The organism is Shewanella sp. QJM3NY_23 (assembly GCF_056173105.1).
Window position 1 is genome coordinate 3900622 of the sequence record NZ_CM149657.1, and the last position, 26708, is coordinate 3927329.

At 47.3% G+C, this 26708-nt stretch carries 26 protein-coding genes; 7 read left to right on the top strand and 19 right to left on the bottom strand.

All coding sequences use genetic code 11. From position 1 onward, the window contains the following. Positions 1-24: 24 nt before the first annotated feature. The gene (gene elbB, locus AC0VXX_RS17200; RefSeq protein WP_475515268.1) at positions 25-678 is read right to left on the bottom strand and encodes an isoprenoid biosynthesis glyoxalase ElbB; all 654 of its coding nucleotides are present in this window, start codon (positions 676-678) and stop codon (positions 25-27) included. Positions 679-1064: 386 nt separating this feature from the next. Between elbB and polA the strand changes: the two genes are divergently transcribed. Next, entirely contained in the window at positions 1065-3824 is a 2760-nt protein-coding gene (gene polA / locus AC0VXX_RS17205; protein WP_475515269.1) for a DNA polymerase I, read from the top strand. A gap of 733 nt (positions 3825-4557) precedes the next feature. On the opposite strand, the gene yihA is transcribed toward polA, so the two are convergent. Then, positions 4558-5214 (bottom strand): ribosome biogenesis GTP-binding protein YihA/YsxC, encoded by a 657-nt coding sequence (gene yihA / locus AC0VXX_RS17210; protein WP_110458406.1) that lies wholly within the window; start codon positions 5212-5214, stop codon positions 4558-4560. 168 nt (positions 5215-5382) lie between these two features. Here yihA and AC0VXX_RS17215 point away from each other — a divergent pair, with 168 nt between their 5' ends. The 5 genes from AC0VXX_RS17215 to hemN all read left to right on the top strand — a co-directional run bounded on the left by AC0VXX_RS17215 (position 5383) and on the right by hemN (position 10073). Next, entirely contained in the window at positions 5383-6003 is a 621-nt protein-coding gene (locus AC0VXX_RS17215; protein WP_475515270.1) for a c-type cytochrome, read from the top strand. 715 nt (positions 6004-6718) lie between these two features. Then, positions 6719-7387: a methyltransferase domain-containing protein gene (locus tag AC0VXX_RS17220; protein ID WP_475515271.1), complete on the top strand. Its 669-nt coding sequence runs from the start codon at positions 6719-6721 to the stop codon at positions 7385-7387. Positions 7388-7434: 47 nt separating this feature from the next. Continuing rightward, positions 7435-7968 carry a Der GTPase-activating protein YihI gene (gene yihI / locus AC0VXX_RS17225; RefSeq protein ID WP_475515272.1) on the top strand — a complete coding sequence of 178 codons (534 nt, stop codon included), beginning with the start codon at positions 7435-7437 and terminating at the stop codon, positions 7966-7968. An 84-nt stretch (positions 7969-8052) separates the two neighbouring features. Then, the gene (locus AC0VXX_RS17230; protein WP_475515273.1) at positions 8053-8520 is read left to right on the top strand and encodes a DUF2489 domain-containing protein; all 468 of its coding nucleotides are present in this window, start codon (positions 8053-8055) and stop codon (positions 8518-8520) included. Between the two features lie 176 nt (positions 8521-8696). Then, the gene (gene hemN, locus AC0VXX_RS17235) at positions 8697-10073 is read left to right on the top strand and encodes an oxygen-independent coproporphyrinogen III oxidase (protein ID WP_110458411.1); all 1377 of its coding nucleotides are present in this window, start codon (positions 8697-8699) and stop codon (positions 10071-10073) included. 88 nt (positions 10074-10161) lie between these two features. Here the strand turns inward: hemN and add are convergent, their stop codons facing one another. Then, positions 10162-11157 (bottom strand): adenosine deaminase, encoded by a 996-nt coding sequence (gene add, locus AC0VXX_RS17240; RefSeq protein WP_475515274.1) that lies wholly within the window; start codon positions 11155-11157, stop codon positions 10162-10164. 285 nt (positions 11158-11442) lie between these two features. On the opposite strand from add, the gene AC0VXX_RS17245 reads away from it, so the two are divergent. Beyond that, positions 11443-13245 (top strand): DUF885 domain-containing protein, encoded by a 1803-nt coding sequence (locus AC0VXX_RS17245; protein ID WP_475515275.1) that lies wholly within the window; start codon positions 11443-11445, stop codon positions 13243-13245. Positions 13246-13309: 64 nt separating this feature from the next. Here the strand turns inward: AC0VXX_RS17245 and AC0VXX_RS17250 are convergent, their stop codons facing one another. The 16 genes from AC0VXX_RS17250 to AC0VXX_RS17325 form a co-directional block, all read right to left on the bottom strand. Further along, on the bottom strand, positions 13310-13597 hold the full coding sequence (locus tag AC0VXX_RS17250) for a hypothetical protein (RefSeq protein ID WP_119979241.1): 288 nt from the start codon (positions 13595-13597) through the stop codon (positions 13310-13312). 8 nt (positions 13598-13605) lie between these two features. Next, on the bottom strand, positions 13606-14052 hold the full coding sequence (locus AC0VXX_RS17255) for a PilZ domain-containing protein (RefSeq protein ID WP_119979242.1): 447 nt from the start codon (positions 14050-14052) through the stop codon (positions 13606-13608). A 16-nt stretch (positions 14053-14068) separates the two neighbouring features. Then, positions 14069-15064 carry a flagellar motor protein MotB gene (locus tag AC0VXX_RS17260; RefSeq protein WP_119979243.1) on the bottom strand — a complete coding sequence of 332 codons (996 nt, stop codon included), beginning with the start codon at positions 15062-15064 and terminating at the stop codon, positions 14069-14071. Continuing rightward, positions 15064-15921, bottom strand: coding sequence for a flagellar motor stator protein MotA (gene motA, locus AC0VXX_RS17265; RefSeq protein WP_475515276.1), 858 nt, complete (start codon positions 15919-15921; stop codon positions 15064-15066). Before motA ends, AC0VXX_RS17260 begins: the two co-directional genes overlap by 1 nt. Positions 15922-15947: 26 nt before the next feature. Then, a complete protein-coding gene (locus tag AC0VXX_RS17270; RefSeq protein ID WP_475515277.1) occupies positions 15948-16661 on the bottom strand; it encodes an RNA polymerase sigma factor FliA in 714 nt (237 codons plus the stop codon). A 10-nt stretch (positions 16662-16671) separates the two neighbouring features. Continuing rightward, on the bottom strand, positions 16672-17130 hold the full coding sequence (locus tag AC0VXX_RS17275) for a flagellar basal body-associated FliL family protein (RefSeq protein WP_475515278.1): 459 nt from the start codon (positions 17128-17130) through the stop codon (positions 16672-16674). Between the two features lie 15 nt (positions 17131-17145). Beyond that, positions 17146-18390: a flagellar hook-length control protein FliK gene (locus AC0VXX_RS17280; protein WP_475515279.1), complete on the bottom strand. Its 1245-nt coding sequence runs from the start codon at positions 18388-18390 to the stop codon at positions 17146-17148. Next, positions 18380-18706: a hypothetical protein gene (locus AC0VXX_RS17285; RefSeq protein ID WP_475515280.1), complete on the bottom strand. Its 327-nt coding sequence runs from the start codon at positions 18704-18706 to the stop codon at positions 18380-18382. Before AC0VXX_RS17285 ends, AC0VXX_RS17280 begins: the two co-directional genes overlap by 11 nt. Next, the gene (gene fliS / locus AC0VXX_RS17290; protein WP_475515281.1) at positions 18675-19055 is read right to left on the bottom strand and encodes a flagellar export chaperone FliS; all 381 of its coding nucleotides are present in this window, start codon (positions 19053-19055) and stop codon (positions 18675-18677) included. Before fliS ends, AC0VXX_RS17285 begins: the two co-directional genes overlap by 32 nt. A 16-nt stretch (positions 19056-19071) precedes the next feature. Further along, positions 19072-20430, bottom strand: a complete 1359-nt coding sequence (gene fliD / locus AC0VXX_RS17295) for a flagellar filament capping protein FliD (protein WP_475515282.1) — start codon at positions 20428-20430, stop codon at positions 19072-19074. Between the two features lie 296 nt (positions 20431-20726). Continuing rightward, the gene (locus AC0VXX_RS17300; protein ID WP_475515283.1) at positions 20727-21542 is read right to left on the bottom strand and encodes a flagellin N-terminal helical domain-containing protein; all 816 of its coding nucleotides are present in this window, start codon (positions 21540-21542) and stop codon (positions 20727-20729) included. A 316-nt stretch (positions 21543-21858) separates the two neighbouring features. Then, a complete protein-coding gene (locus tag AC0VXX_RS17305) occupies positions 21859-22869 on the bottom strand; it encodes a hypothetical protein (RefSeq protein ID WP_475515284.1) in 1011 nt (336 codons plus the stop codon). Between the two features lie 12 nt (positions 22870-22881). Beyond that, entirely contained in the window at positions 22882-23787 is a 906-nt protein-coding gene (flgL, locus tag AC0VXX_RS17310; protein WP_475515285.1) for a flagellar hook-associated protein FlgL, read from the bottom strand. Between the two features lie 24 nt (positions 23788-23811). Then, the gene (flgK, locus tag AC0VXX_RS17315) at positions 23812-25185 is read right to left on the bottom strand and encodes a flagellar hook-associated protein FlgK (protein WP_475515286.1); all 1374 of its coding nucleotides are present in this window, start codon (positions 25183-25185) and stop codon (positions 23812-23814) included. After that, a complete protein-coding gene (locus AC0VXX_RS17320; protein ID WP_110458427.1) occupies positions 25182-25586 on the bottom strand; it encodes a rod-binding protein in 405 nt (134 codons plus the stop codon). The genes flgK and AC0VXX_RS17320 overlap by 4 nt, the downstream gene beginning before the upstream one ends. Beyond that, positions 25586-26701, bottom strand: a complete 1116-nt coding sequence (locus AC0VXX_RS17325; RefSeq protein ID WP_475515287.1) for a flagellar basal body P-ring protein FlgI — start codon at positions 26699-26701, stop codon at positions 25586-25588. The genes AC0VXX_RS17320 and AC0VXX_RS17325 overlap by 1 nt, the downstream gene beginning before the upstream one ends. Positions 26702-26708: the final 7 nt, after the last annotated feature.

The following is a 26708-nucleotide window of genomic DNA, read 5'->3' on the forward strand; positions in this document are numbered from 1 at the left end:
CGCCTAGGGCTTAGTGTTAACCGCCTAAGAGGCCAGTTCAATCACCTTCCTCACCAGTTTATTGATACCTATATGTGCTTGGGCAATGTTTTCTGCCAACATATAAGCTGGTGTACTGACTAATTTATTGGCTTCATCAACCACTATCTGCTCCACATTAGCCTCGACATGCTGACCACCCATCAAATTAAACGCATGTGCAGTTTCGGTGTCGTGCCCAATGGTGCCACGAGCCTGATTATATAGCTTAGGGATCATCACAGGAGAAATGCAGATAAAGCCCACTGGTTTCTTCGCTTCGATAAACTCATTAATAAAGTCAATAACCTCAGGCGCAACTTCACATTCGCTGCCCGCAACAGCAAAGTTACATAGATTCTTGGCGGCGCCAAAACCACCGGGGATCAGTAAGCCATCAAACTCTCCGATAACAAGATCTGTCGTCGCCTTTATCTCACCACGAGCAATACGCGCCGACTCCACCAGCACATTACGTTTATCTTCGACATCTACCTCACCAGTAAGATGATTAACCACATGCATCTGGGCAATATCGGGTGCAAAACACTGATAACTCGCACCGGCTTGAGTGACCGATAGCAAGGTCAACACCGCCTCATGGAGCTCGCTACCATCAAACACCCCCGCGCCACTCAATAACACTGCGAATTTTTTCATTAACAGCTCCTTTTATATACCCAATAGTTTTAACAACAATGAAACAAACAACTTGATCTGTTTATTTTTCGTGCTAAGTTAGTGCATCGACTTTAGCAAGCCGCTGTCAATTCGCCAAGCCAGAGCCGATAAATGGAATGAAAATAAAAGTCCACACATTAGGAAATTTTACTTGGAAGTAATACCTAGTTCACACAAAAAATAAACATCACATAAAATCAATAACTTAAAATCACACCATGTCGTCGCGGTTATAAAGCCTGCTCGTTGATTTTTTTTTAGCTCACAGACTTATCCACAGCCTAGTGAGTAATTTTGCGTGGCCGAAATCGTCCTAATGTGGCATGCTAGCGCCATCATCGAATACCGATAAATGAATAGATATTATGCCTACTATTGCTGAAAACCCACTGATCCTTGTGGATGGTTCTTCTTATCTTTACCGCGCTTATTATGCCCCCCCTCACCTAACGAACTCGAAAGGCGAAGCCACTGGCGCCGTTTATGGCGTAATTAATATGCTGCGTAGCTTGCTAAAGCAATACAAGCCGACACAGATGGCTGTGGTATTCGATGCCAAGGGTAAAACGTTCCGTAATGATTTGTATGCAGAATATAAGGCGCATCGCCCAACGATGCCTGATGACCTACGCTCTCAAATTGAACCGCTACACCGTATTGTGCGAGCACTTGGCCTGCCATTAGTCTGTGTGCCTGGCGTCGAAGCCGATGATGTTATTGGCACCATTGCTACTCAAGCGAGTAAAGAGGGGCGTTCGGTACTGATCAGCACTGGCGATAAGGATATGGCGCAGCTAGTCGATAATAATATTACCCTTATCAACACCATGACCAATACCATATTAGGGCCTGAAGAAGTGCTCGAAAAGTTTGGCGTCGGCCCAGAATTGATTGTCGACCTATTAGCACTGCAAGGCGATAAAGCCGATAACATTCCAGGCTTACCTGGTGTGGGTGAAAAAACCGCACTGGCGATGCTTAATGGCGTTGGTAGTATTGAGCAGATCTTAGCTCATCCTGAAAAAATGCCAGAGCTCGGCTTTCGCGGCGCTAAAACCATGCCGGCCAAAATTGCCGAACATGGCGAGATGCTAAGACTCTCATATGAGCTCGCGACCATTAAGTTAGATGTAGAATTAGAGCAAGATTGGCATCAGCTGAATATCGCTCCAGCCGATAATGAAGAGTTGATCAAATGCTATAGCGAAATGGAATTTAAGCGCTGGCTTGCAGAAGTGCTCGATGGTAAGGGCGCAAATAACATAACCAATGACGCTAAGGACGAAGATACCCCTCCTGTACCACAAGATATCGATGCCGATTACGTCACCATCTTAAGTTGGCAACAACTGGACGAGTGGATTGAAAAACTCGCTAGCGCCGAACTCTTTGCCGTCGATACCGAAACCACCAGCCTTAACTATATGCAGGCTAAGTTAGTCGGCTTATCCTTTGCTATTGAAGCGGGTCAGGCTGCGTATCTGCCACTGGCACATGATTACCCCGACGCGCCAGAACAACTGGACATGACGCAAGCCTTAGCCAAATTAACCCCACTACTGGAAGATGCTAGTATCAAAAAGGTTGGCCAAAACCTAAAGTACGATATGAGTATTCTGGCCAACGTGGGGATCACGCTGCGCGGCATAACCTTCGATACCATGCTCGAATCTTACGTGTTTAATTCGGTCGCCTCGAAACACAATATGGACGACTTAGCTCTGAAGTATCTCGGACATAAGACTATCGGCTTTGAAGAGATTGCAGGAAAAGGCGCCAAGCAACTGACCTTCAATCAAATCCCGCTAGAGATAGCTGCGCCTTACGCCGCTGAAGATGCCGATATCACCCTAAGATTACATCAGCATTTGTGGCCAAGATTAGCCAAGGCCCCTGAACTTGCTAGCGTGTTCAGTGATATCGAATTGCCGCTGGTGAGCGTACTATCACAAATTGAACGCCAAGGCGTGCTAATTGACAGCATGTTACTCGGCCAGCAAAGTGAAGAACTCGCACGAAAAATTGATGATCTAGAACAAAAAGCTTACGACATCGCCGGCGAAACCTTTAATCTCAGTTCAACTAAACAGTTACAAACCCTGTTTTTTGAAAAGCTCGGCTACCCAGTGATAAAGAAAACCCCTAAGGGTGCACCATCAACTGCAGAAGAAGTGTTAGTCGAACTGGCGCTCGACTATCCGTTACCTAAAATACTGTTAGAGCACAGAAGCTTATCGAAGCTAAAGAGCACCTATACCGACAAGCTACCTTTGATGGTCGACGCAAATACTGGCAGAGTGCACACTAGTTATCATCAAGCCAATGCTGCAACCGGTCGTTTATCGTCGAGTGAGCCTAACCTACAAAATATCCCAATCCGCACCGAAGAGGGTCGCCGCATTCGCCACGCCTTCATCGCGGGTGAAGGGCGTAAAATTCTGGCTGCCGATTACTCGCAAATCGAATTACGCATCATGGCACACCTATCGCAAGACCAAGGCTTACTGAGCGCGTTTGCCGAGGGTAAAGATATCCATAGCGCGACCGCCGCTGAAGTCTTTGGCGTCGATTTTAGTGAGGTGAGCAGTGAACAACGTCGCCGTGCAAAAGCGGTCAACTTTGGCCTCATTTATGGCATGTCGGCCTTTGGGCTAGCACGCCAGCTTGATATACCTCGCGCCGAAGCGCAAAAATATATCGACATCTACTTTAAGCGCTACCCAGGCGTACTCAAGTACATGGAAGAAACACGCGCCGCGGCAGCCGAACAAGGTTACGTATCGACGCTATTTGGCCGCAGGCTCTACCTACCAGCCATCAAAGATAGAAATGCTATGCGACGCCAAGCTGCTGAACGCGCCGCAATCAACGCCCCGATGCAAGGCACCGCTGCCGATATCATCAAGAAAGCGATGATTGATGTAGCGCATTGGATTGCAAGCGACACTCAAGGTGAGATCACCATGATCATGCAGGTACACGATGAATTGGTTTTCGAAGTTGATAGTGATAAAGCCGAGAGCTTAAAAGAAAAAGTCTGTCAATTAATGGCCAGTGCTGCCAGTCTTGATGTCGAACTACTGGCCGAGGCGGGTGTTGGTGACAACTGGGAACAGGCGCACTAATACAATGCATATCCAGTAGCCAACTGACTAAAGGCGCAATATTTGAATTGATTAAGCCTCACTTAGTGTGAGGCTTTTTATTGCAGCAAAAGCCTCACACTAAGCCACCATAGACCATCAACGTACTCATCTTAAGTCAGCACGGGGCATCAGACCTGAAAAGTAATTTATTTTCATTTTGAGCATCTAAATCGATAAACTCTTATTTAAAAGAGCAAAATTGAAATTTTAAGATCAAAAAACTGGCGTTTTTATCGCCTTTTTTTAGATATCGCTCACATTATTGTCGTTTTTTACAAAAAACAGTTTCCCAAATAACGGCTAATGCAGTATTATTCTAGGCGTAGGGTACAGAGGTTAAGATGTTCTATCTTTCAGACCTTTTTTAATTCACTTATTAAGTGAATAGCCGAATTATGGCGCCTCAGCAATTTAATTGCTGGGGCTTTTTTTCGCCTGAAATTTATTTTAGAGCAAATACTTTAAGTTGGTCGAGATTCGCGCTATCATGAACTTATTGAGAGCCATTGATCATCGATTAATGGAACTTGAGTCTTGTTGAATTTAGCTTCTCCTCAAAAGAGCTAATTTATTCGCCGATGGTTTATACCGTCGGTTTTTTTTGCTTAAAATTCCGCGATCTCCTTCTTCATTGCTATCAATAATGCCAGCTCAACCAAGAAGCAAAAAAAAACGCCTCCACGAAGGAAGCGTTTTTACAGCACAATGAATACTACTCTTGGTCGGCTTCGGCCAAAGCCTCAACTAACCAGTCAGGGTGACACCATTCATTCAATATGCTTAATACCTTAGGTTTTCCAGTGCCTTTTAATGAAGAGAAAGGCTCAACTTTGACCGCATCGCCGAAATCAATTAGCGCCTTGCGAACTTCATTAACGGTTTTCATTCTAGCGCTTTGAGCTAACTTATCGCATTTCGTCAGTAACGCGAGCACCGGAATATGACTATCAACAGCCCACTCAATCATCTGCATATCGAGATCTTTTAACGGATGACGGATATCCATCAAAACCACTAACCCACTTAAACACTCACGCTCTTGTAAGTATTGACCCAAAGCTTGTTGCCATTTCTTCTTTAAAGCTAATGGTACTTGGGCAAAACCGTAACCGGGCAAATCCACTAAACGACGGTGCTCATCGAGCGCAAAGACGTTAATTAATTGCGTACGCCCTGGAGTTTTACTGGTTCGAGCTAAGCTTTTTTGTTCTGTAAGCTGGTTTAATGCACTGGACTTTCCGGCGTTAGACCGGCCAGCAAATGCAATTTCAACACCCACATCTCCAGGCAAATGTTCATTGAGATGCGCGATATCAGGTGCGCTGATCAAAAACTTTGCCTGCCGAAAATCGATACGAGAATCAGTCACTACCCACTCCAAAATTTGTTCATTCTTTAGTTTAAATATCGAAGAGTTGCTTACATTTGCACAATTTCGTGTAAAATATTACTCCGATCACATAAATCATATTTTATCACGCTTGCAGGTCACTCTCGTAAGCTCAGGACAAAAAATTTAACTAAAAGTTGGAACGCCATGAAAAAGCTAGCTATTGCGCTATCAATTTTAGCCACATTATCGACTCCCGCTATTGCAGCAGGTGATGCTGAAGCGGGAAAAACTAAAGCAATCATTTGTTCTGCCTGTCACGGTGTTGATGGTAACAGCATGATAGACATGTACCCTAAAATTGCGGGGCAACAAGAGACTTACCTGAAGAAACAGCTACATGATTTACGTCAAGCGGCTCACACTGGTGGTAAAGAGGGCCGTAACGAACCACTAATGAGCCCGATGGCAGCCGGATTGAGCGACCAAGATATCGAAGATCTAGCCGCCTACTACTCTTCACTGCCACTTACTGTGACTGAAGTAAAAGATGTACCTGCACTGGGCGAACAACTTTACAAAGGTGGCGATAGCGTCCGCGGAATTACCGCCTGTATAGCTTGCCACGGCCCTAACGGTAAAGGTTCTGAAGCAGCAGGTTTCCCAGCCATTGCAGGGCAACACGCCAATTACATCAAAATTCAGCTAACTAAGTTCCACGATACTACTCGTAACAATGACTTAAATGGCATGATGCAAGACGTCGCGAAGAAACTAACTAGCGAAGACATCGAAGCACTAGCAAAATATGTGGCTAGCATTAAGTAATTCTTAAGCTTAATTAAAAAGGTGGTTATGGCCACCTTTTTTACCGCACCAAGTTGACGTTTACGTCAACTGGCAAAAATCAGGCTTGACATAGATCACAGATTTAGGTTTAATTGTGCCCGTACCGAGGTGAACCCAACTGTTTATCTAAAATTTATCTAATAACATTAAACAGATTTCGGTATGTAACATCATTTAAGATATAAGAATAAAGTTAAACAATAACAATAATAATACTAAGACCACTCACTAATAAAATAATAAGAGTTGCACTTCGAATTTGAAGTCAGGTCATACACTATTTGGTAAGGATTATTGGTTAGGAAGGCCAATACGCTAATTAGCACTCTCCTTACTCGTTCAGAAATGCTACTACTGAACTCAACGTTAAACCGACAAGGATGGTTAAGTTATCGTCAAAGATGACGAACAATATTGTGATGAGTCATTAAGACCATCTACGGAAACTGTGGTCAGGAAGGCAACAGGTTAATAAGAAAGTGTCTGGAAGACCGCAAACGATAAAAACTGCACGGATAGCAGACAAAAAAATAAGATGGAATCCGACTGGGAAAGTCGCATAGCAAGTAAGGATACTTGGAGTCAGAATTGAGTACCTAGGGTACTTTTTTTGGAAGGCGACAGTCATACTGTCGCCTTTTTTTATGACAAAATGTACACTAGTGGAATCACCTAGAAGAGTCATTCGTTACCGATGCGAAGATGCCCCCTGTGCCATAACGATAATACCGCCCCCTTCTATCAAGATAGAAAACGTTGCATATACCGCTGTAAAACCTGCATGTTACTATTTGCAGATGCTAACTCTCACTTGCCGCCCAAGGCTGAACTCAACAAATACCAAACGGCAACCCAAAAACATAAAGCCACCAGCCAACTAATATTGAGCCTAGTTGGTCAAATCGAACAAGAGAGCAAAGCCCCTTTAACCGGACTTAATTTTGGCCGCATAGTTACGCCAGCACTTGTCGATGAGTTAGCGATTAATGGCCACCAGCTGTATCAATACGACCCTTTTTTCGCACCACAACATAAAGTGCTAAAACAGCAATATGACTTTATCTGTTGTTATAAAGTATTTGAACACTTTCGCTTCCCAAATAGAGAGTGGCGTTTACTCTGTTCATTGCTAAAACCGGGCGGATGGATGGCGATAAATACGCAATTGATCACCGAGTTAACTGGCTTTTCTAAATGGCACCATAAGAATAATTTAACCCATGTCAGTTTTTATCAGCAGGCCACCTTCCAATATCTAGCATACCAAGCTGAATTTAAGCTATTATTCGCGTCAAACGATCTCATTTTGGTGCAAAAACCACCAAAATCTGATATAACACGCGACCCAAGTTCTCTTGTCTAATTTGATTAGATAAGTTCACGATATTTTTTGTAGTTGAGATTATTGCTATGTCCCGTAACAAATCGCGCAAGATCAATGAAAATGCGCCTAAGAAACAGCCACGAACGAAAAAGCAAGACCGTGTAGTTGCCGGCAAAAAGCAAAATTCGGGCAACAAACCGGGCAGCCGTCATGACGAAAAGCAGATCCAGCAAACACAATCGGGAGCGGCGAGAGCCAAAGATCCTCGTCACGGCAGTAAGAAGCCTGTGGCCTTAAATCTACCAACCGTTAAACCGGTAGAGAAAAAGCCTGCGGCTCCTAAAATGAGTGATGAGCAGAAGCTACTTAAATTAGAAGATGATCCGCGTCTAAATTCGCTACTCGACATGCTAGAAGAGGGCAAAACATTAACCGCAGCCGATCAGAGCTGGCTTGAAAAACAGCTGACTGAAATCGAACGTTTAATGGAGCGTCTCGGGATCAATGAAGAAGATGATTTAGAGCACGTAATGAAAACCACAGCAACGTCTGATGATGATTTGCTGGAGAAGTTTGAGTCTGGCGCTGATCTACTAAAAGACTACCAACGTAAAGACTAATGCACTCGCATGAGGACTTAATGGCATCGAATTCGATGCCATTTCTATATCTACTCCCCTAACACAGCTTATTTGGACCTGATTATGACGACTTCACTTATGATTATCGGTGCCTTAATTATTATTGGGCTTGCAGGCTACGCCGCCCACCTACTGATAAAATTAAAGCAGCAGACTCGGCAACAGCAAGCACAACAGGCCGCTCAGCAACAAGCGGTCGAGGCTCGAGAGCAAGAGCTGCTCGGCAATATTCATTATATTGCTGCCGCGATGCTAGAGGAGCGCTGTGAGCTCTCAGAGGGAGTGATGCGCATCGGTAAGCTGTTTGGTATTCTGGGTCATACAGAGCAAGTCATCAGCCGTTATCCTGCATTGTTTGCCCATTTCGAGGTTATTGAGCAGCACCCCATCATGGAGCAGCGTCAAGCACTCGCTAAACAGCAGCGAATGAAGCTCGACTTGATCAGAATGAAATCAGAGGCGGCGCTTGAAGCCGATATCAACCAAGAAGCGCAGCAACTCATAAAGGATTACGCCCTTTACGCAAAATAGCGGCGTGAGTCGGCGCACAAATTTTACTTCGCACCACAGACATTTGGTCTAAATTCAAGGATATTCATCGGCTACTATTACTTGCAGTGTTAATTTGCAACAGAGATCAATGTTATTAATCTGATAACATTGCATACTTCGCTTGTTGCTAATTTACCACCTTCGGAGGACACGCCTTGAAGCAGCCCACCCAAATTAATTGGGATCAGTCAATGATCGAAAAGTATAATTACAGCGGTCCCCGTTACACCTCTTATCCGACCGCACTCGAGTTTGATGACTCTTTTACTGAAAACGATCTGCTGACTTCAATCAAGAACAGTAAAAGCGATAAGTTGTCGCTTTATCTGCACATCCCTTTTTGCGCTAAGCTTTGCTATTACTGTGGCTGCAACAAGGTGATCACTCGTCATCAGCACAAAGCTGACCAATATATTGAATATTTAGCGGCCGAAATTGTTAAGCGTGCGCCCCTGTTTAAAGACTACCTAGTGACGCAAATTCACTGGGGCGGCGGAACTCCCACTTTCCTTAATCCTGAGCAGATCCTTAGACTCTCTTCGCTACTGCGCGAGCATTTTAATATTGCCGATGAAGGTGAGTATTCAATCGAAGTCGATCCTCGGGAAATTGAGCTATCTATGCTCGATACCCTCAAAGAAGCTGGATTTAACCGTATTTCGATTGGCGTGCAAGACTTCAACAAAAAAGTACAGGTCGCGGTTAATCGTGAACAAGATGAACAGTTTATCTTTGACCTTATGGCCAAAGCTAAAGCGATGGGCTTTGTATCGACCAATATCGATTTAATCTATGGTCTGCCACACCAAACACCAGAAACCTTTGCAGAAACCATGCAGCGGGTCTTAGACTTATCGCCCGATCGCCTATCTGTGTTTAACTATGCGCACCTGCCAGCACGCTTTGCTGCGCAGCGTAAAATTAAGGATGAAGATTTAGCCTCTCCGCAGCAAAAGCTAGAGATGCTACATCAGACCATCGAAACCCTCACAGGCGCTGGCTATCAGTATATTGGTATGGACCACTTTGCCAAACCTGACGATGAGCTATCTATCCTGCAAAATGAAGGTCGACTGCATCGTAATTTCCAAGGCTACACGACTCAAGAAGAGTGCGACCTACTGGGTTTAGGCGTGTCATCCATTAGCCAGATTGGCGATTGTTACGCACAAAACCAAAAAGACATTCGTCCTTATTATGAGTCTGTCGACGCCGTAGGCCATGCATTATGGAAAGGCTGTAAGCTTAACCGTGATGATGAGATCCGCCGCGTAGTGATTAAACAGCTCATCTGTCACTTTGATCTGGATATGGCCAAGATTGACCAGCAACTTGGAATTAATTTCGAAGAGTATTTTGCAGAAGATCTTAAGCTGCTACAAACCTTTGTTGACGATAAACTGGTCGATATCACCGACAGAAAGATCACCGTTAGCAATACAGGCCGCCTGCTTATTCGTAACATCTGCATCTGTTTCGATGTTTACTATCGCGATAAGGCACGTCAGCAACAGTTCTCACGTGTGATCTAATCGCTGCAGTTAACCGCTAGCGATAATGACCGTCCATTAAAAAGCCGATGATAATTCATCGGCTTTTTTGTTTATCACGCTCAGGTCATTACGCTTTGGCGGCGTATAACGCTTTGCGTTCGCTGTCAGATAAAAAGGCCATCTCCACGCCATTGCGTTGCAATAACGCTAACTCGGCATCGGTTAAGCCCATTTCAGCCTTCACCACCCGATATTCATGCTCAATATCGATAGCGCTCACACCTGGGTCGTCAGTATTCAGCCCAATCAACACCCCTGCATCCATGAAGGTGCGCAGCGGATGCTGTTGATAATTAGCAACCGTCGATGTGTGCAAGTTACTGGTTGGGCAAGACTCGATACCTATCTTGTGTTTAGCTAGGTATTCCATCAACTTAGGATCATGCACCGCATTAACACCATGGCCAATACGAGTCGCACCTAACTCCTGAATCGCCTGCCACATGCTTTCGGCGCCAGCCGCTTCACCAGCGTGAGCCGTAACGGCAAGGCCCGCATCACGCACCTTATTAAAATGGCTGTTAAACAGTGCGCCAGGGAAGCCAAGCTCATCCCCAGCCAAGTCCATCGCCACTAAGTGCTGTTTATGGGTCAGCAGTGCGTCGAGCTCCTGCATACAGGCTTGCTGGCCAAATGAGCGCGACATAATACCAATCAAATTAATCTTCACGTCATGCTCTTTTACACCAGCCTTAACGCCATCGATCACCGCTTCGACAACCCCTTCGAGCGGTAATTGGTGGTTCATCGCCATGTAATATGGGCTAAAACGCAACTCGGCATAATCTAAACCTGACACGGCAGCATCGACAACGTTTTCATAAGCTACGCGTTTAACGGCATCGAGATCGGCAAGCACGGCCACCATCCAATCGAGCTTCTTTAAAAACGCGACCAGACTCGACTCTTTACCTTGAATTTGTACAAAAGGCGCTAACCCTTCCAATGTATCGGATGGCAACGCAATGTGATGTTGATGACCAAGCTCCCAAATCGTATTGACCCTGACGTTGCCATCAAGGTGACGATGAAGGTCCACCAACGGAATGGATGTATCAATCATATTTAACCCCTATGTAAACCCCTCAGCCAATATTATTTTTTATCTGGTCTGAAGTTGTTAGCACAATAACATGCATTATTTAATCAACTGTACGACTTAATTCAGCTATCGCACCTTCATAGCGCCACTTGCAGTTGGCGGATAATGAAGCGTAAGCCGCGCCGATGACAAGCAACACACACCCGTGCATAATGTTTCACTAACGACTCACTCCGATGAGTTAGCAGCATCAATAACTGCTTTTAATAACAGCCTTTAATAATAACCATAAATGGAAGGACTCCCATGTACTCTCGCTTCGCCCCATGTCTCTTGCTCGTTAGCCTCAGTGCCTGCCAGTTGCAACCATCGGCTCCAACAACATCACCATCAGCGGCACATCCTATTGGCGTACCCGCTACAAAAAATGCAACCTCGCAGGAATTACAATCGATTATCGATGACGCCTGGCAAGTTCGCTTAGACTTTGATCCTGAACTAGCTTACGCATTAGGTGATAGCGCCGCAGCGGGCAAACTGGCTAACTTGTCGCCGCAAGCGTTAGCTTTGCAGGCTCAACGGCAACAAGCCTTGCTCACACGCTTACAGCAACTCGACAGCGCCGTGCTTACTAAAGATGAGCAGATCAACGCCCAAATCTTGCAGTACCAGCTGCAAAACAGTGTCGACATGTACCGCTATCACGATCACTACCTGCCTATTTCAGCAGAAAGCGGTTTTCATGCTTATATCGCCTCGATAGCTAAAGGACGCTTTGCTCAAGCGCAAGATTACCAAGATTACCTAGCTAAATTGCAGGCACTGCCAAACTACTTTGTCCAGCAAACCTATTGGTTAAAACAGGGATTAGCCGCAGGTATCACTCCAGCAAAAGTCGTGTTAACCGGTTTTGAAGACAGCATCAGCGCGTTTATCGTACCAGCTGAACAAAGTGGCTACTTCAAGCCCTTTACTCAATATCCGGAACACTTTAGCCCACAGCAACAAGCGCAGCTCACAGCCCAAGGTCTCGAGTTGATCCGCAGTTCAGTATTACCCGCCTACCGCGCCTATTTTGACTTTATGACTCAGGAGTATATTCCCGGTGCCCGCAGCAGCATCGCCGCCAGCGACCTACCCAATGGCAAAGACTTTTATGAAAACCGCGTGCGTTACTACACCACCTTACCCATGACCGCCGATGAAGTGCATCAGCTTGGCCTTAAAGAGGTCAAACGGATCCGCGCAGAGATGCAAACCATCATCGACGATATCGGCTTTGAGGGAGACTTTGATGCTTTTTTGCATTTCCTGCGCACCGATCCGCAGTTTTACCCCCAAACCGCCGAGGAGCTGCTAAAAGAAGCCGCTTATATTGCTAAGCAAGCCGATGCCATATTGCCACGTTATTTTGGCCAATTACCCAGAATGCCTTACGGCATTCAACAGGTTCCTGCCGAAATTGCGCCTAAGTACACCACAGGGCGTTACTCGGGGTCGAGCCGAGACGACGAGCCCGGTTACTACTGGGTTAACACCTACGCCTTAGACAAACGCCCTCTGTATGAGATGGAAGCCTTAACCTTGCATGAAGCTGTGCCGGGACATCATTTGCAGATCTCGCTCAATCAAGAGCTCACATCCTTGCCTAATTTTCGCCGTTACAGCTATATTTCAGCCTTTGGCGAGGGGTGGGGATTGTATGCTGAGTTTTTAGGTCTAGAGGCAGGCTTTTATCAAGATCCCTACAGTAACTTTGGCCGCTTAACCTATGAGATGTGGCGCGCGGCGCGTCTGGTTGTCGACACAGGCATGCACGCCAAAGGTTGGTCTCGCCAGCAAGCCCTCGACTTTATGGCCAGTAACACCGCACTGTCGATGCACAATGTCACTACAGAGATCGACCGTTACATCTCATGGCCTGGGCAGGCACTGTCGTACAAGGTGGGGGAACTGACCATTAAACGCTTACGCCATCAGGCCGAAACGGCGCTTGGACAAGACTTCGATATCCGCGCATTTCACGATGCTGTTTTAGCCAATGGCTCAGTACCTATGTCGGTACTCGAGGCGCAAATAGAGGACTTTATTGCCGCGCAAAAGGGATAATTGAGAACATGAGGGTGAGCCTGTATCTGGCTCACTTTTAATCATTAACTAACCCCGCATAGGGTTAAATTAAAAAGAAAAAATACACTACCAGTAGAAACGAGACGATGGCACCTATGATCACCGGGTAGATCATATAAGCGTCATTAGCACGCCTAGCCCTGATACGGCATAAGTTGGTTAAAAATAGGCTGTAGACAAACAACATTACCGAAATAACTGCGCCATAACCAAAGGTGAGCGACTGCATTTTTAACGCCGTAACGATCAACAACACCCAGTCGAGTAGGATTAAATAAAGAAAGAACTTCTGCAGCTTATTGGTACCTACACGCTTAAAAGATGCTGTCATGCTAACCTCTAATTTACAGAACGACGTTTGAGTTGCTGCAATAGCGATAACAACTGCATATTATCGGCCTCAACCCAACGAGCTCCCCAAAATCGAAGCCGTCCCTGTACTTGATGAGTGCGAGTGATTTCACATAGCAGGCGCTGCTGCTCAAATTGAATATAGAGTTGCTGGCCTATCACTAAATTCATGCTCGCCAGCAGCCCCACACCACTTAAACTAAAATCTTTAATACTGGCTGCACCTAATGACTTGGCGGTCAACCAACCCGGTTCAAATAGGGTGACGGCAACACCGTCGCAAGCCAAGACGAGCGAAGCACTCGGATTAGGCCGCAGACTAAAGCGCTTATGCTCACGGCGATTATCATGCTCTAGTTCATCAGATATCTGTGAGTCGCTATACCTATCCTTGGGTATATCGTCAAAATGAACTAAATCTTCGTACTTAATCACACTGCTATCCTTTTCTTTACTGCTGGTAGCGGACCCTAGGTTGATTGGCTTTGGCTTGTTGCTTTGCCTCTTGTACGTCCACTCCTGCATCCAATACTTCTGCAGGCACCCCGACCATGTCACGGATCAGCTGTTCGGTCGATGAGGTTAAGATCAGCACTTCAATACGGCGGTTAGCTGCAGCAGCAGGTTCGTCACTGACATAAGGTACCTGATCGGCCATGCCTGTCACTTGAATCACTTGCTGGCGTTTAACGCCCCCATATTCAAGCACTCGCCGCGCTAACAATGCACGTTTACTGGATAATTCCCAGTTAGTAAATACGGTACCCGCGTAGGGCGTTGAATCGGTATGGCCTGAGATCACCATAGCATTGGTGATTTGACCCAATACCGGTCCTAATGCCAACAGTAAGTCTTCAAAATAGGGTTGTATCTTGGCGCTGCCACGGGTAAACATAAACTGGTCAATATTGTCATGGATTAAAATCCGTATCCCTTGCGGCACCAAGGTAATGGCAATATTATCAGCCATTTCAGAGCTTTGCACTACACGATTCAGCTCTCGGGCTAACATAGTTAACTGTGCTTGGGTCTCGTACTGTCCAGGGACCATGGCATTGAGCTCTGGGCCTAACCCCGCATTAGGCTCACTTTCTCCCACGGGCACGTTATTGTACGCCGCAGGTCCGGCTTTCTCTGCGCCTGTGCCTTGGGTTGGGATCACCGCTTGCTGCACCGCCATTGAGCCCTCTAAATCGATCATCGATGAGGCGTCATTCATACTAAACGGATTTATCGGCCCAGTTTCATTCATCTCACCGCGCAGGTATTGCACTATCATGGTGCGCTCACTTTCATCGGCAATCTGCATGATCCACAGCACCATAAACAAGGCCATCATCGCCAAGGTAAAGTCGGCAAAGGCCACCTTCCAGGCGCCGCCATGACCACCGCCACGTTTACTACGCTTACGGCGGTTGATGATGACTGGTTCATTTTTTTGGATCATCAGCTTTTCTGCTCCTCCATCCAGCGCTCAAGCTCGATGAATGATGGTCGACTTTCACTCTGGATCTGTTTACGACCGGCATCGATCGCCATCATAGGGGGTTTACCCTTGACAAAAGCGGTCAAAATGGCGGCCACACATCGCAGTTGAGCCGACTTACGATCAACCAGATGCTCCAAAGCTTTTGATAGAGGATCAAAAAAGCAGTAACAGGCAAAAATCCCGATAAAGGTACCCACCAAGGCCGCGGCGACTTTCACACCAATCATAGTAATGGGGCCATCGATGGCCGACATGGTAATAATAATCCCCAGTACCGCAGCCAAAATACCGAAACCCGGCATCGCCTCGCCCACTTTATGTAAGGCTTCTGATGGGCGTAACCTGTCTTCTTCGATGCGGTGGATCTCCTCTTCGAGTAGATGCTCAAGATCATGAGGCGATATTTTACCAATCGACTGTATACGTAGATTATCGATAAGAAATTGCAGTACATCGGGATGTTTTAACACGGCGGGATACATCAAAAATAGCGAACTGGCCTGCGGATTTTCAATGTGCTCGTCTAAAACTTTAAGCCCTTGCATCTGAATTTGAGACATTAAGACCCCCATCAAACCAAACAGCTGCGGATACAGCTCAGGGTCTTCCTGCTCTTTGGTAAACAGCTCTTTAATTTGCTCAATCATTTCGATTAAAACAGGCTTAGGGTTGGCTATCACAATCGCACCGATACCCGCGCCAAAAATAATCAAAATTTCAGCAGGCTGCCATAAGGATCTCAGCGTGCCACCTGCCCATAAATAGCCGCCAAATACAGAGAACAGGATGATCAGTAACCCAATTAATTTACTCATTATGCTTTACTTACTCCGAATAACTTTTATTGCTGCAGTACGCTTTTCAGCTGTGCCACAGCCAATTTATGCAGCTGACAGATGCGGGTCTCGGTTAACCCCAAGGTCGCGGCAATCTCTTTCAAATTGAGCTCATGTTGATAGTAAAGCGACAGGATTAGCTGTTCTCTTTCATTTAATTTTGCCATGACTTTGATTAAAGTCTTTTTGAGGATAAATTGATCGACACTATTACCCCCAGCAATAGGGTCGTTACCCAGACTCAACATCTCATCGAGACTCTTCATGGTCTCAGCTTGCGAGGCATAAAGCCGTTCACGATAGGCGTCGTGGCTCAATCCCATCTCAGCAGCCACTTCCAGATCTTTAGGCTCACGTCCAAGACGACGGCTCAACGTGCGCACCACATCGTTAAGCTCATGGGCCTGCTGCCTCACCGGACGCGGACGCCAGTCTTGACGGCGCAACTCATCTAATATCGCGCCACGAATGCGCTGGCCAGCAAAAGAGATGAAACCATTGTCATACTCTCCAGGATAACGCCGAGACGACTCCAGCAGCGCCATCATGCCAATCTGCTCCATATCTTCGATAGCCAGCATGGCACCGCAATGACTGCGTAACTGAGATACGGCGCGTTTTACCAAAGGTAAATACTGGCGCATTAACTGAGTTTCACTCATGCGCTGCTGTGGCTCATCGCACACTTGTTGGTAGGCTAGCTGCCCGTCAGTATTCATTGTCGAACCCTTACTGGAGTACCATTCGGGTGAAGAGCACTTCGTCGATATCCGACTGAAAGTCATTTTCAGACAATACCTTCACTATCATCACTAAGGCTTCTGACTGCAGGCTTTCGAGTTGATCTCGATTATTTAACTCTTGAAATGTTTTGCGCGAAAACATCTTCATCAATGAGTTACGGATCACAGGGTCGGCCTCAAGTAACACGCTTTCGAGTAGTGGGTTACGGCTCTTTACCGTCATTTCAAGCAACATGTAGTGGGGATACTTATCGCCCGGAATCGACATGATAAATTTTTCTAATGGATAATATTTCGCCACCTCTACAGGCTCTTCTTCAGGCTGTAGATAGGGTTTAGTTAACTCAGGACCTTGCCAGCCCAACCATAAAGCACCGCCAGTCCATCCAAGGAATACACAGATAATGGCTAAACTTTTAACTACACTCGATTTCGCTAGTGCCATGTAATTACTCCGGCATTAAGCCAATAAATTCAATTGATGCTGCTGCAATTGCGCCGACATATCGGTTTCGGTACTAGGCTCAAAATCACGCCCACTGATGCTTGGGGTGTTTAAGCCTGCGCTCTGTTGTTGTCGCTGCTGTTCGCCGCCACTGCTACTTTGGCCAATATCTAACTCAATTTGACCGCCATGGTCTTGAGCCAAATCATTGCGTAGTCGTTCAAGGCCGGTTAATAACGCCTCACGTACCGCCGGATTGGCCGCATGCATTTGAATATGCAGACGATCGCCATCGAGGCGAATATTTAACTCAACTTTACCAAGCTCGGGAGGATCGAGGCGTAATTCGGCGTGCTTAATGCGTTGATCAATCTGAAAACGCAGCTGCTCTCGCATCGGGGTCAGCATCTCATGTGCCTGCTGAGCAACACTGGCCTGTGGGCTAACCGATACAGGCCCCCATTGGCTCACATTGGCACCCTGTCGACCCGCTTGCTGCGTGGCCTGGCTGGCAATATCCAACGCCTCACTATGACGAAGCTCTGCCATCGCTGGCAACAAACTTGGGGCGCTGCGAAGCGTAGTCACGCCAGTTGCAGGCAAAGCACTCGTGTTTGACGCTAGGTTCATGTTGGCTAGTGGCATAAACTCGGCCCCAGGGCCGCCACCTTTAACCAGCGACGCAGGTAATGTCACGCTGCCATTGTCGGCAGCTGTCACTGTGTGGGTTTGACTCTGGTTGGCCAACGTACCAACTGGGACATTCATTGCCATTTTCATTGGGTTGACCAATGTCGCCAAGGCATTAGCGGGGGCGGCGGTATCGCTGCCAGCCGCAGCGAACCGCATTGACATATCGCTGCGACCATCAGCAGTTGCAGTCGAAAATCCCAATTGCGCCGCATAGGTGCTTGCCGTGGTAACGACGCTTGCCTGTGGTGCCCCCAATGAGGAAAGCGGCTCCTGGTTAAGCTGGCTACTATAGGTCAGATTCATACTGGCCGGAGTCATACCAACCGACGTCAATAAACCAATCGTCATCGGCGCCGTAGCATCATCCAGTTCGTTGGCCAACGCCTGCTCAATGACAGCCAGCTGACTTTCTGTTTGGGTATCGCTTGTGCGCGCGCCATCCTTATCAGCAGGCAATAAGGCAAACGGTGGCATCTCCTCGTGCTCTGACGTGTTGGCCGTAACGCTCGCCGCTTTACCACTCGCCTCGGCCGCAACAGGTCGCGCCATTATAAAATCAGATATCATCAACAGCTCCGCTGCTTAGGGTTAATTGATAGGCCGCAAGTCCCGGTTGTTGCTGTTTAAAGCGCTTCATCTCTTCGCTGAGTTCATCGCGCGCCGCCTCCAATTCACGCAAGACTTGAGCATGGATCTGCCCTAGATTGGCGCGGGCTTGTCGTTGTGCCTCGCAGCTCGCCGTACCCGCCTTGGTCAACGCCCTGATTAGCGTGGCATTGACCCGAGTCACCTTCTCCCAATCGCCTTGGTCCGCATACTGACGTAACGCCACGCCAAAGCGGTGCCACTGCTCAATTGAGATTGGCCCATCCTTCTCTGACATTAATAATAACCTCGGTTACTGGCTGGAGCGCTTCAGCGCTATTCTCGACGCTGGCACTGATTAATTGGCGACTGCAGTAGTCATACAGGCGATTTAGGCTTGTGGCCACTTCACCGCCGTTTTCCAAGTCCAGCATGGAGTCGAGACCATGTACGATATTGAGGCATTTATTGATGCTAATACCCTTAGCCTCAAAACGTTTTCGTTCCATGTGCCCTGCGGCGCGCTCTAGCTCCTCAAGCAAGCCCTCCAGTAACATACGAACCATATCATGGGGGTTCGCAGCGGCAACGCGGGCATCTAAAGAGGCTTGCTGATACGCATTAAAGGGATCGTGCTCATTTAACATTTATACTGTTTTCCTTTTAAAACAAACCACTGGCTGCGCTCAGCTGGTTTATAGTCGCTTCCATGGCCGTAAATTGGGCCAAGTAAATTTGGTAACGTTGCTGCATATGATAATCGTGACGCTCCATGTTCTCGTTGACTCTGTCTATCTGGCCATCTAGGGTATCTTTTTTCAGATCCATCAAGCCTTTAAAATCGGTAAAGGGCTCCATCACTTTTTCAAGCCTATCGACATAACTGCCGGCGTCGGTAAACATGGCTTCGATGGCAGAGGCATCACCTTTCAGCGCATCGGTCAACTTAGTTTCATCGACTTTCAACTTGCCATAGCGGTCTAATTCAATGCCGATATCCGATAAGCGCATACCGTTTGGCGCACTGGCAAATATCGAGTCACGCATCTGGCTTTGCAGTTGACGAATAGAAGAGTCCCCTTTCAATACGCCGATTTGGCCCTCTTTTACCGTAGTAGCCACTTCATCTTTGTCATCTTTATCGTCTTTATCCGTCTTACTGTCTTCCTCAATCACCGAACTGCCCATCGAGCGGGTTAGCTGATTGATCTGCTGCAACATGGTATTAAAGGCGGCAACAAAGTCTTTCACCGCTTTCTCGGTACCTTCAAAATCTTCTTCGATTTTAACCCAGCTGCTTTCACCGGCGCCGTGAGTACTGGTTAACTCTAGGCTCACGCCATCGACCACATTTTCGAGGTAGTTGCTGCTACTGGTAATATCGATACCATTGAGCGTTAACTTGGCGTCTTGCGCCGCGCGGCGCTCAGTCATGCCAAAATCAACACCATTAAGCTCAACGGTTAAACTATTAGCCAGCCCTGATTCGGTGGCCGACATCATTAGCTCAATTTGACCGCCTGTACGTACCAAAGAGGCTTGCATCCCTGGGTTATCTGGGTGCTTATTAATCACATCGCGTAACTGCGCCACCGTCATGGGCGCACCACTATTAACCGTCGCAAGATCAATCTCTAAGCGCTGACTAGGATCGCTACCTAGCTGAATACTAAACACACCTGAAGCCGGCAATAACTCATCTTCTGAGGCATAAGTCTTGGTTAATTGCTGTGCCTGCGCCAACTGCTCAATATGCAGTTCATAATTTCCCTTAGGGGCATCGGCCGTCACCGTCGCTGTGGCTTTGTCGTCACTGACACTCGAGGTTTTACCCTTAAAGGCCTCAGTGTCGAAACTGGTTAACTTAGCCGTTAGCTTGTCCATACTTTTTTCAAGCAATTTATAGGCATCTAACTTGGCGTTATAGGTGTTAAGGTTGTTCTTATATAAGGCATCTTTTCCCGCACGCTCAACCATAATCAGCTGTTCGGAAAACTGCGCCGCACTCATACCTGAAATCATGAAAAAATCCTCTTATTGATAACCTTAAAGCAAACCTTGTACCAAGATTTATCTATTTGTTTTTAATATATTTTTAAAAGAAGCGAGATCCTATTAGGTTAGGAGGCTTCCGTTGCTGTCACACAAAGGGAAGTAATGCTTCCGCGCCAACGCGCTCAGTGGGTAGCAACAATCGTTGTGGATAGTTCAAATAGGCGACCGAAACGGGCTGGAGCTGAAATAGGCAGGGGGAGAAAAGTCAATTTAAGGGGATAAAAAAAGGGGCCGCAGCCCCTTGATGGTTAAGGTGCTTACAATTAACGTAATAGACCCATAACCAAACCCGTGTTTTGGTTCGCAGAAGACAGGATAGTGGTACCTGCTTGCACTAACATTTGGTTCTTAGTCATATGTGCTGATTCAGTGGCGAAATCGGCATCCATAATACGGCCAGCAGCAGACTTAGTGTTTTCAGTGATGCTGGTTAAGTTAGCCGCAGTGTGACCTAGACGGTTGATGTTAGCACCTAGCTCAGAACGGGAAACACCCACGGCATCGATATACGTATCAACAGCAGTGATGGCTGCTGATGCTTTAGCTGTTGTAGTTAAATCGACAGCCGCTTTATCTATGACTTTTGCATCTGTCATCGTAAAAGATAGCTTTTCAGCAACGCCCGCACCAATTTGGAAATCAACACCACCAGCAGCTGTTAATTTACCAAAAAGATCGTTACCCGCGTAAGTGGTTTCACCCATAATACGCTCAGATTCTAAAATAAGTTGTTGGAACTCTGCATTAAGTGCCGTCATATCAGTTGTCGAGTTCACGCCGTTGGCGGCTTGAGTGGCCAATTCTTTTTGACGGTTAGCGATGTTGGTCAACTCTTCTAGGGCACCGTCAGCAGTTTGTAGCATAGAGGTAGCATCAGAAATGTTACGATTGGCCGTTTCCATGCCACGGATGTTGGCATTCATACGGTTAGCAATCTGTAAACCTGCCGCATCGTCAGATGCGCTGTTGATGCGAAGACCAGTAGATAAACGCTCCATAGCGTTAGTCAGTAGATCGTTGCTCTTAGTAACCGCATTTTGTGAAACCATTGAAGCGTAATTAGTGTGAACTGAAAGCATGGGTATTCTCCAAGAAATTAAAATGTTTCATTGTGATTCACAATAGATAAGACGGCAGTGCAAAAGAAAACTGAAAATAAAAATCTAAAAATTTTTAAATAAATTGATCTAACCTGTCATTCGAGCATCGATCGCCATAGCCGCTGTGGTGGTTATCAACCCCTCCAAAATAAAAAGATGCTAAGAAGACGATACAGAAAAAGCATAACGACACGGCAAGAGTTACCTCATTTTCATGAAAAAGCCGACCCTAGGGTCGGCTGAATATTCTCGCTCACTCATTGAAGTAAATGATCCCAGCAGAAATGGGCACAATTTAACCCAATAGCGCAGTCACTTGATCGCGATTGGCATTGCCCTGCGCCATCAATGACGTCAACTGGTATACAAAGGGTTGCGGCTGCATAAACTTTTCCAGTAATTGTAACTCCGCCTGTGTCGGAATCGTCGCCATCGATGTCTGCATCTGGCTCAGTAATGCGGCGTGGGTGGCTAAGATCCCTTGGATCTGGGCATCAATTTTTTGTTGTGTCTTGGTTACTTTAGCTAAGGTCTGCTTTAAATTGCTGTCGGCCTTTAAACCCCACTCGCGGGGATCTTGCAAACTAAAGCGCTCCTCTAAATGGATATTACGCAGTTCGCCAGCGGGCAAGCGTTGCCCCTCGCCCATCATGAGCAAGCCTTCTTGCACTTGTTGCCACACAGAGCTGGGTGCCTTAAACAGACATTCGCCATTGAGCAATTCAACATTAAGCCCTAAAGGGGCGAGTGCATTAGCTAACACTAGATTAAGCTGTTGCCGATCCAAGCCAGCCGCCAAGGTCACATGTAATGAGCGCTGACCAAGTTGCACCAATATGCGCTCGTCACGTTGCTTCGGCACAGTTAAGTCGACCGAGCGCAACACAAAAGCGTGCGGTGCAGCAGGGGTTTGCGATAGCAGGTTAAAATGGTGATCGAGTAATAGTTGGCCGCGATAATGGGGACGAATTTGGCTCAGACGTTGCCGCTCTTGCTCGGCTTGAAACAACGCCTGTTGACTCATCTCCCCAGAGCCTGAGCGGATAACATGGTATAACTGCTGGCGAATGTGGCTCAACAAGCTTGATGCCTGTTGCAACGCTTGCAATGCCACCTGAGAGGCACTCACCTGATGCTGCTCTTTAGTACTATTGGCCCAGCGGCCATAAGAAGCCAGTCGATGTTTAGGCAGGGCTCGAGTGGGTTGCGGCCCCTGCTGTACAGGGGCTACTGGCGCTGTATGGCTACTGCTAACAGTCTGATTCTGTCGTAACACATTGAGCGAATCACCTATCGCATTAACCATCTAACACACGCCTTATAAATGATTGAACAGAGTTAACTGACTCACCTGAACAAAAGTTTGCTGAGTCACTTTGAGGGCCGTGAGTTTAACATTAAATTCCGCGGTAGCGCTGGCATAATCTAGCTCTTGGGTTTCACCAATCACCTTCTTATTAAACAGCACCATCTCCTCGTGAGAGGTTTTCATCAACGACAGGCTGTTTTGCTTGCCCCCCATGTCGGTGATCGCGCTGTTAATACTGTCTAAAGTATCATTAAGCGAGGTTTGCATCGCATCGGCAGCTGCCGAAAAGGCAGCATCACCAGGCGCAAGCGTAGGATCGTTGAGCACCGCAATATAATCGGCAGTCTGATTTAAAATATCTTGGCTAGCGTTAGAGAACAGAAATTGCTCGGCGGTCACGTTGGCCGTCATCCATGATGAACCCGAGGTTTGCACCTCTCGCTGGCTATTATCACCTTGGTAGACATAACGCCCCGCAGCATCTTGGGTAATAGTCTGCTGCTCGGTGCGATTACCCGAAAACAGATAATTACCGCCATCGTCCTTGGCATTGACGTTATCTACCATCGCCTCGAGTAACTCATCTAACTCTTGAGCATAGGCACTGCGATCTTCTGGCGATAGGGTCGAGTTATTGGTGGCGACGCTGATTTCACGCATCCGTTGTTGCAACTCAACCATGCCCGACAGATAAGTCTCTGAGCGGCCTAAGCTGGTGCTCAGTGAGTCGATATTTTTAACATACTGCTCCATCGACGCTAAATCACGCTCATTAGCCATGACGCGCACCGCACCAATAGGGTCGTCTGAGGGACGCAGTATCGACATTCCCTTAGATAACATCTGGTTCAAGCGGGCCAAATCCATAGTCGTATTTTGTAGACTGTGAATATTGTTAGTGTACAAATTTTGCATTGTCACGCGCATTTTTAGGCCCCCTTAAAAGCTGCTTAGCATGGTTTGAAACAGTTGATCGGCTGTCGATATGACTTTGGCATTGGCCATATAAGACTGCTGATAAATGATCAAGTTAACGCCCTCTTCATCGGGGTTAACACCACTGGTGCTGGCCCACTGAGACTGCGCATCTTTTTGTAACTCAACACTGGTCTTGGCATTAGCAATGGCTTGACGCGACGCAGAGCCTAACTGACCCACTTTGCTGCTAAAGGATTCAGATAAACTGGTGCTCACACCTAAGCTAGTAAAGGCCAAATCTTTGTTGGCTAAGGCCACCAGGGCTTTTAGGTTGCTGTTATCACCTTGGGTGCCATCGGTAGCAAAAGCCAACTCTTCCGCGGTAAAGCCATCAGTCACCTGCAAGCTGCCAGCGGGGTTCCCGGGCTGAAAACTAAATAGGTTTTGAGTTGGTGCAGCACCATTTAAATCGGTACCGCCTGCCAATACAGCATTAAACTCATCGGCCAATTTAACGGCTAATTCATCAAGGTACGCTTGCGAGCCAGCTAATTCATTATCGCGATAATCGAGTAACGCCCCCATGCTGCCACCGGCTGAGGCCTCAAGGGTAAAGTGGCTCTGGCCAAAATTGATGTCGACAAGGCTAACTAGCGGATTGGCCGGATCGGGCACAACTGACAATTTAGCCACGGTATTGCCCGACAACAAAGGTTCACCACGTGCTAGCGAGATGTTCACCATGCCTTTGTCATCTTCGATAACACGTATATCAACAATGGCTGCAAGCTCATCGATAGCCGCATCACGCCCATCTTGCAATGCGGCTGGCACAGTTCCACTGGCGCTGGCGGCCTTTATGTCTTGGTTAAAACGGGCGATGATCTCCAGCTGGGCATTGACCTCTTTGGCCGAGGTGCCAAGCTGACCTGTCACCTGATCGCGCTGAGATACTAAGCTATCGTTAATGCCGTTAATCATCTGAGTTAAGGCTTTCGCCTCGTTTAACACCCCTTGACGATGCGCAATCAAATTGGGCTGCTCCATCGCCGAGTTGAGCGACGCAAATAACTGATCTAATCCGGCAGAAATATTATTGCCTTCAGAGCCAAAGACTTGCTCAGCTTGGCCTAAATAACTGCTGCGCACATTATCAAAGCCCACATCACTGGTGGTCTGCCACAGCTGAGCCACTTCATATTGGTCCGAAATCCGTCTTACGCCATCGATAAACACCCCTGCGCCGCCGCCATAAGCACCGCCACCCACAGAGCTGGTCATTACTTGCTGGCGTGAGTAACCCGCCACCATGGCATTGGCCACATTATTTGAGGTCGCATTGAGCGCCGCCATACTGGCTAACAGCCCAGATTTACCTATGTTCAACATGCTCATTTATTGTCCTTAGCGTGCGGCGGCACAAAAAGTGCGGGCTGCATAGCTGTGGTTGTCATCTGTTGCGGATCATAGGCGACAGGATCGGCGCTCGACTTAAGCGCGCCAGACAATTGTTTAGTCATCACCTCAGACAAGCCCATGCCTTGCATCTGACTCAAACGGCTAGCCAGTTCGGCATCGTGTAGATCGCGATATAAACCATCATTTTTTGACGACAACGGGCTCTCTTCATCGGCCATCGCATCGGAGGCTGAGCGCATCTGCTTTAATACGGTTTGCAAAAACTGCGCTTCAAACTGCTGGCTCACCACTTTAAGGGCTCCCAGCTCGCCATTGCTTTTAATCAGATCGCCAGCATTTAACTGGTTAAGATAACCGTTATTATTTTCAAGTTTCATTAGATCACCACTAACTCAGCTTCTAGGGCGCCAGCTTCATCGAGCGCCTGCAATATGGCCATCAGATCCATAGGCGCAGCACCTAAACTATTAACCGCCTTAACAATCTCTTCGATAGCAATACCCTCTGGCCAGACAAACATGCGGTTATCACCTTGCTCGACCGACACTTGGCTTTCATTGGTCACGACAGTTTCGCCATTATTGTTGCCAAAATAGCCACCATTAGGCTGGCTAACATTTTGCCCTTCAACTATGGTCACCGTTAGGTTGCCATGACTGACAGCCGCCTTGCGCACCACTACATTGCCCCCCATCACAACCGTGCCTGTGCGGCTGTTAAATACGATGCGCGGGCTGCGACGTCCTTGCTCTATCTGTAACTCTTCGAGCATCGACATAAAGGTCACGCGCTCACGGTTCGATTTAGGCGCTTGCACTAAGACTTTGCCGTGGTTTTCCGCTCTTGCCACATTGGGGCCAAATAGCGCATTAACCGCGCGCTCAATATTGCGCGCAGTCTTAAAGCTGGGGTCTTTGAGGTTAAGGATGATATCGGCGTTATCATTAAAGCTACTGCCAATGGCGGCCTCAAGTAAGGCGCCATTGGGAATACTGCCCACGGTAGGCACATTGACGGTGATCGAGGAGCCATTGCGTCCCGATGCCGAAAAGCCACCGACCACTAAGTTACCTTGGGCCACCGCATAAATTTCGCCATCGACGCCGCGCAGTGGCGTCATCAACAGGGTGCCGCCTTGTAAGCTTTTAGCATCACCCAATGATGACACTGTCACATCTATGGTCTGCCCAGGGCTAGACATAGGCGACACGGTAGCGTGCACCGCAACGGCGGCGACGTTTTTCAATTTAGGGTCGCTATTACCATCTATTTGCACGCCAAACTGCTTGAGCATGTTGACCACAGACTGGCTGGTAAATTTCACCTGCGAACGGTCACCGCTGCCATTGAGGCCCACCACGACACCGTAGCCCACCAGCTGGTTGTCACGAATACCTTGTACATCGACGATATCCATCAAATAGCGCGACTGCTCAGCAGCGTTAAGCTGGGCACAGATAAACACTGACAGTAATAAACACAAACGTAGCATGCTAAAA

Bases quoted from the DNA above. Each gene is read 5' to 3' on its own strand.
- elbB (WP_475515268.1), bottom strand. From the start codon at position 678: ATGAAAAAATTCGCAGTGTTATTGAGTGGCGCGGGGGTGTTTGATGGT.
- polA (WP_475515269.1), top strand. From the start codon at position 1,065: ATGCCTACTATTGCTGAAAACCCACTGATCCTTGTGGATGGTTCTTCT.
- AC0VXX_RS17215 (WP_475515270.1), top strand. From the start codon at position 5,383: ATGAAAAAGCTAGCTATTGCGCTATCAATTTTAGCCACATTATCGACT.
- AC0VXX_RS17220 (WP_475515271.1), top strand. From the start codon at position 6,719: ATGCGAAGATGCCCCCTGTGCCATAACGATAATACCGCCCCCTTCTAT.
- yihI (WP_475515272.1), top strand. From the start codon at position 7,435: ATGTCCCGTAACAAATCGCGCAAGATCAATGAAAATGCGCCTAAGAAA.
- AC0VXX_RS17230 (WP_475515273.1), top strand. From the start codon at position 8,053: ATGACGACTTCACTTATGATTATCGGTGCCTTAATTATTATTGGGCTT.
- add (WP_475515274.1), bottom strand. From the start codon at position 11,157: ATGATTGATACATCCATTCCGTTGGTGGACCTTCATCGTCACCTTGAT.
- AC0VXX_RS17245 (WP_475515275.1), top strand. From the start codon at position 11,443: ATGTACTCTCGCTTCGCCCCATGTCTCTTGCTCGTTAGCCTCAGTGCC.
- AC0VXX_RS17250 (WP_119979241.1), bottom strand. From the start codon at position 13,597: ATGACAGCATCTTTTAAGCGTGTAGGTACCAATAAGCTGCAGAAGTTC.
- AC0VXX_RS17260 (WP_119979243.1), bottom strand. From the start codon at position 15,064: ATGATCCAAAAAAATGAACCAGTCATCATCAACCGCCGTAAGCGTAGT.
- motA (WP_475515276.1), bottom strand. From the start codon at position 15,921: ATGAGTAAATTAATTGGGTTACTGATCATCCTGTTCTCTGTATTTGGC.
- AC0VXX_RS17270 (WP_475515277.1), bottom strand. From the start codon at position 16,661: ATGAATACTGACGGGCAGCTAGCCTACCAACAAGTGTGCGATGAGCCA.
- AC0VXX_RS17275 (WP_475515278.1), bottom strand. From the start codon at position 17,130: ATGGCACTAGCGAAATCGAGTGTAGTTAAAAGTTTAGCCATTATCTGT.
- AC0VXX_RS17280 (WP_475515279.1), bottom strand. From the start codon at position 18,390: ATGATATCTGATTTTATAATGGCGCGACCTGTTGCGGCCGAGGCGAGT.
- AC0VXX_RS17285 (WP_475515280.1), bottom strand. From the start codon at position 18,706: ATGTCAGAGAAGGATGGGCCAATCTCAATTGAGCAGTGGCACCGCTTT.
- fliS (WP_475515281.1), bottom strand. From the start codon at position 19,055: ATGTTAAATGAGCACGATCCCTTTAATGCGTATCAGCAAGCCTCTTTA.
- fliD (WP_475515282.1), bottom strand. From the start codon at position 20,430: ATGATTTCAGGTATGAGTGCGGCGCAGTTTTCCGAACAGCTGATTATG.
- AC0VXX_RS17300 (WP_475515283.1), bottom strand. From the start codon at position 21,542: ATGCTTTCAGTTCACACTAATTACGCTTCAATGGTTTCACAAAATGCG.
- AC0VXX_RS17305 (WP_475515284.1), bottom strand. From the start codon at position 22,869: ATGGTTAATGCGATAGGTGATTCGCTCAATGTGTTACGACAGAATCAG.
- flgL (WP_475515285.1), bottom strand. From the start codon at position 23,787: ATGCAAAATTTGTACACTAACAATATTCACAGTCTACAAAATACGACT.
- flgK (WP_475515286.1), bottom strand. From the start codon at position 25,185: ATGAGCATGTTGAACATAGGTAAATCTGGGCTGTTAGCCAGTATGGCG.
- AC0VXX_RS17320 (WP_110458427.1), bottom strand. From the start codon at position 25,586: ATGAAACTTGAAAATAATAACGGTTATCTTAACCAGTTAAATGCTGGC.
- AC0VXX_RS17325 (WP_475515287.1), bottom strand. From the start codon at position 26,701: ATGCTACGTTTGTGTTTATTACTGTCAGTGTTTATCTGTGCCCAGCTT.